The sequence below is a fragment of the Brunnivagina elsteri CCALA 953 genome (assembly GCF_002289455.1).
Taxonomy (GTDB): domain Bacteria; phylum Cyanobacteriota; class Cyanobacteriia; order Cyanobacteriales; family Nostocaceae; genus Brunnivagina; species Brunnivagina elsteri.
In genome coordinates, this window is sequence record NZ_NTFS01000509.1 from 1 (window position 1) to 4031 (window position 4031).

Here is a 4031-nt window from a genome sequence, read left to right on the forward strand (position 1 = left end):
GCATTAATCATCAGCTTCCCATTTGGAAAATTATTCTTAGTTAATAAATTCACCAATTTACTAGTTTGGTTATATTTATCAACTTGCGGAATACCTTGTTTATCCAATTGAATCGAAGTAATTTTACCAGAAACAAAATCACCATCTTGATTCAACTTAGCTTCTAAAATCATCGATTTTCCCTTATCTCCCCTAGTCGAAAATGTTTTATATCCTAAAAAATTTCCTAAAGAATAAGCAATGAGTTTACCTTTATATACCTCAACTGCACGTGGAACATGGGGACCATGACCTAAAATCAAATCCGCACCTGAGTCTACCATTGCACGGGCAAATTGTAACGAATTACCCCTATTTTCACCATAGAAAAATTCAGTTTTATTGCGAACATTCAGCGCATCTTGACCCTCTGCACCAACATGCATTGAGATAATCACTATTTTAGCATTCTGTCTCGCTTGCTTAACTAATGCTTGTGCTTTGGCAATATCTTGAACTTTATTACAATAGTCATAAAAACAAAATCCAATCCAGGCAACAGGAGTATCTTTGACTTGGGAATATACAATCTGATTTTTTGCACCTACCGCTTTAATTCCCACAGAATTGAGATTTTTAATTGTGTCTTGAAAACCTACAAAACCAAAGTCCATTGCATGGTTATTTGCCACACTCATGACATCAAAATTAACTTGCGAAAAGAATTTTGCATATTCTGGGGGAGAGCGAAATGCAAACACCATTCCTTTACTAACATCTTTGGAACTGTGAGGATGATTCGTTAAAGTACTTTCATAGTTGCCAAATAAAATATCTGAACCTTGAAGTAAATTACGGACTGAATTTGGTAATAATTGATTGAGATTTGCCGGAAGACGATAGTCAGGATAATTTGTCCCCGCAACAATATCTCCAACCGCTTTTATTGTCAGGTAACTGGGAGTTTTTTGGCTTTTATTTTCTTGGCTTTTAATATGTGATTGTAAATTAGTTTGTGTAGTCTGCGAAGTCGGAGTTCTAGCAATGTACAATGACGTGCTTGATAGGGATAAACCAACTACCCCAACAAAATTCATAAAATAATTATTTACAAAATTTTTTCGCATAGATTCATCTACGTATTTATTATTTTCACGATTAATTGAGTGTTTTTTCATCTTTAATAAATGAAGACAGCAATATATTAGAATTCATGAATATATTCATGGATTCGGATAAATTTGCTTTTTGTCTTCAGAGATTAATTACTAAGATGCCCTTTAATGTATATTTAGTTACTATTTTTTTGTATTCAGCCTGTAAAGCTACTGACTCATTTATTGTTATAACCAATTTATTTTATACAGTCATGCGTGATAATACATAAAAGTTATGAGATATTACAATTTTGGATACAGTGACTTAAATGCAAATTCCTAAAACCAAAGAATTTTTCGCTGAAAATTAGACATCAACCGAATTTAATTATGCGTTACCCAGAACCCTTGTAGAGACTGCGAAGTTGCCGCGAAACTTTGCCACGGGGAGTATCCCCGTGGCAAGATTTCGAGAATATTCTGTCCCGGCACATTCGCGTAGCATTGCTACGTCTCTACGTCTTTTCCGGAGATGTCTATTGGGGAATTGTGGCATTATACTAAAAACGGCTTGGAGTTTGGCTTTTAAGCGCGGAGGTTCGCAGAGAGAAGTTTGCGGGAGATTATTGTTCCGCAAAACTACCCTTCGGGAACGCTAAAAGCGAACGGCAAGTGAAACGCAAAGTTACGCAGAGAATATTTGTATTTTCTGTGGATATTAAAAGTTAGGTTATTAGTCGTTTAGAGTATATTGAGTAGTTTTTGATGGAAAATAAGAGTGATATGCCTTTAGCATTAAGCTAAGTTCCAAGGATGGTAAACTTATCCCACAACGAACCGTATTGAGTATTCTGTCACGCTAAAATCCCACTAAAGTCTCACCAGAGATTGATTACAAAGTGCGGGAAAATTGGCAGTATTATCAAAACATCTCCATATCTAAATTAGAACAAAATACATAGTTTTAAGAGAAAATTATGATTAAATCTTGGATGGTAATTGCAGGTATCACTTTTATAGTTGCACTATGTGCAAATTTCATCAGTTCAGATGATATAAAGTGGTTTAAACGCTTACAACGTCCACATTGGCTGACTTTTGAGGGTTTAATTCCGGTGATTTGGACTGTGATTTTTATTTGCGGTGTTTGGTCTGCATATATTGTCTGGGAACGGAATCCAGGAACCACAACGACTTGGTTGTTGATGGGAATATATCTACTATTAGAAATAGTAACTATTGCCTATACTCCTGTAATGTTTCGACTTCGTAGTTTAAAGATTGGTACAATTATTGGTGGTACTGGATTTGTAGTTGCTTTTTTACTTGCATTTCCTATTTCTTTAGTTTCTGTATGGGCTATTTTACTACTTGTTCCCTACCTACTTTGGAGTCCCATCGGTACTTATACTACTTGGGAAATGGCAAAACTAAACCCTGAAGATGCTTAATTTAAGATAGAGAGACGTGACATGTCTCTCTCATCTCTATAGGGTTAAAATATTTATTCAATAATCGGAATCATCCCAATATTAAAACTAATATAAACCCTATCTTCATCGCTTAATATTGTTTCTACACCATGCGATAACCAACTTGGAAATAATAGCATCATTCCTTCATAGGGTTTATAAGTAATTCTTGGTAAAGTCCACATATTAAAGTCCTTGATTGGAGGGACAATCATTTGTGCAGCCGGTCTAGGGTCATTAAAATATATACCAGCACAATTGACAGGAATCTTTAAATAGTAGACACCACTTAATAGGGAATTAGAGTAATTTTGCACCGAGCTATAAGCATATTTATGATTAATAATTGCCCAACAATTGGTAATTTTTACCTTGAATTTATCCAAATCCCAATTTAAAAAATTAGCAACTTCAATGACATTATTTTGTATAATATCTGTAAATTCGTTAAAACTTAATTTTTGTTGTAAATTATCTACACTTTGCCATCCCAGTATGTTTGGAGACTTGCTACTACTATCTTTTATTTTCTCTGCGTATATTGTTTCTAAGAGTTGTTTATTCATTTCTTGAGTATCATCTAATTTAAATAGCCATATAGGTGTAGGAAACCAATCATTTCTAGAACCAGACATAGATTTACACCAAAGAGTAAGGTTAAGAAGAGGATAGTTAACCTAGAATAAGCATTATCAGATTCAAATAAAAGCGAATTTGAATACAAAATATCATAATTTCATCAAAGCATCTTCCAGATGATTTACAGCTAAAGATAGATTAATGCGATCGCAATTATTACTAAAATCTACCTGTACTGTTAAATAGGTATAAGTCTCATGTTTAAATCCTGGATGGTGATTGCTGCTATCAGCTTTTTTGTGGCATTGGGAAGCTTTTTTATTACACCACGCGATGTTAAATGGTTTGCAAAACTTAGTCGTCCTCGATGGTTAGTATTTGAAGCATTTATACCTTTTATCTGGACTTTTATCTTTGTTTGTGGTGCGGTTTCTGCTAATTTAGTATGGCAAAAACAACCCAATAGTCTAATTACTTGGTTGCTAATGGGTTTATACTTGCTGCTGGAGATTATTACTGTCACCTATATCCCCTTAATGCTGAGATTTCGGAGTTTACGAATTGGGGAAATTATTGGTTCTGTGGGTGTTATTTTAGGAATACTATTAACTATTGCAGTTCTACAAACTTCTGTCTTAGCTGCTTTATTACTTATTCCCTATTTAGTTTGGAGTCCAGTCGGAACTTACACAACAGAGGAATTAATCCAGCTAAATCCCCAAGATGCTTAAGAAGTTGTTTGAAAAGTCTCCTTCTAGGCTATTTATTATTATCAGTAAGAATTGATTTTAATGTTAAGTTGAACAATATCATCATAATGATAAAAAAGAATTAGAAACGGTGACAATGAAAATACGTGAAGGTGTAGTCACACTAGTATCAGGGGCTACACGGGGAATTGGGA

Annotated in this window: 4 protein-coding genes; 2 read left to right on the top strand and 2 right to left on the bottom strand. The window is 34.3% G+C overall.

Translation table 11 applies throughout. The annotated features are described in order from the left end of the window. Positions 1-1106 (bottom strand): CapA family protein (locus CK510_RS27355; protein ID WP_095724659.1); only part of this gene is annotated, 1106 nt, incomplete at its 3' end. 947 nt (positions 1107-2053) lie between these two features. On the opposite strand from CK510_RS27355, the gene CK510_RS27360 reads away from it, so the two are divergent. Then, entirely contained in the window at positions 2054-2527 is a 474-nt protein-coding gene (locus tag CK510_RS27360; RefSeq protein WP_095724656.1) for a TspO/MBR family protein, read from the top strand. A 53-nt stretch (positions 2528-2580) separates the two neighbouring features. On the opposite strand, the gene CK510_RS27365 is transcribed toward CK510_RS27360, so the two are convergent. Then, the gene (locus CK510_RS27365) at positions 2581-3183 is read right to left on the bottom strand and encodes a TIGR02466 family protein (RefSeq protein WP_095724657.1); all 603 of its coding nucleotides are present in this window, start codon (positions 3181-3183) and stop codon (positions 2581-2583) included. 201 nt (positions 3184-3384) lie between these two features. On the opposite strand from CK510_RS27365, the gene CK510_RS27370 reads away from it, so the two are divergent. Continuing rightward, positions 3385-3858 (top strand): TspO/MBR family protein, encoded by a 474-nt coding sequence (locus tag CK510_RS27370; RefSeq protein ID WP_095724658.1) that lies wholly within the window; start codon positions 3385-3387, stop codon positions 3856-3858. Positions 3859-4031: the final 173 nt, after the last annotated feature.

Coding starts and splice junctions, on each gene's coding strand:
- CK510_RS27370 (WP_095724658.1), top strand. CDS start 3,385: ATGTTTAAATCCTGGATGGTGATTGCTGCTATCAGCTTTTTTGTGGCA.
- CK510_RS27360 (WP_095724656.1), top strand. CDS start 2,054: ATGATTAAATCTTGGATGGTAATTGCAGGTATCACTTTTATAGTTGCA.
- CK510_RS27365 (WP_095724657.1), bottom strand. CDS start 3,183: ATGTCTGGTTCTAGAAATGATTGGTTTCCTACACCTATATGGCTATTT.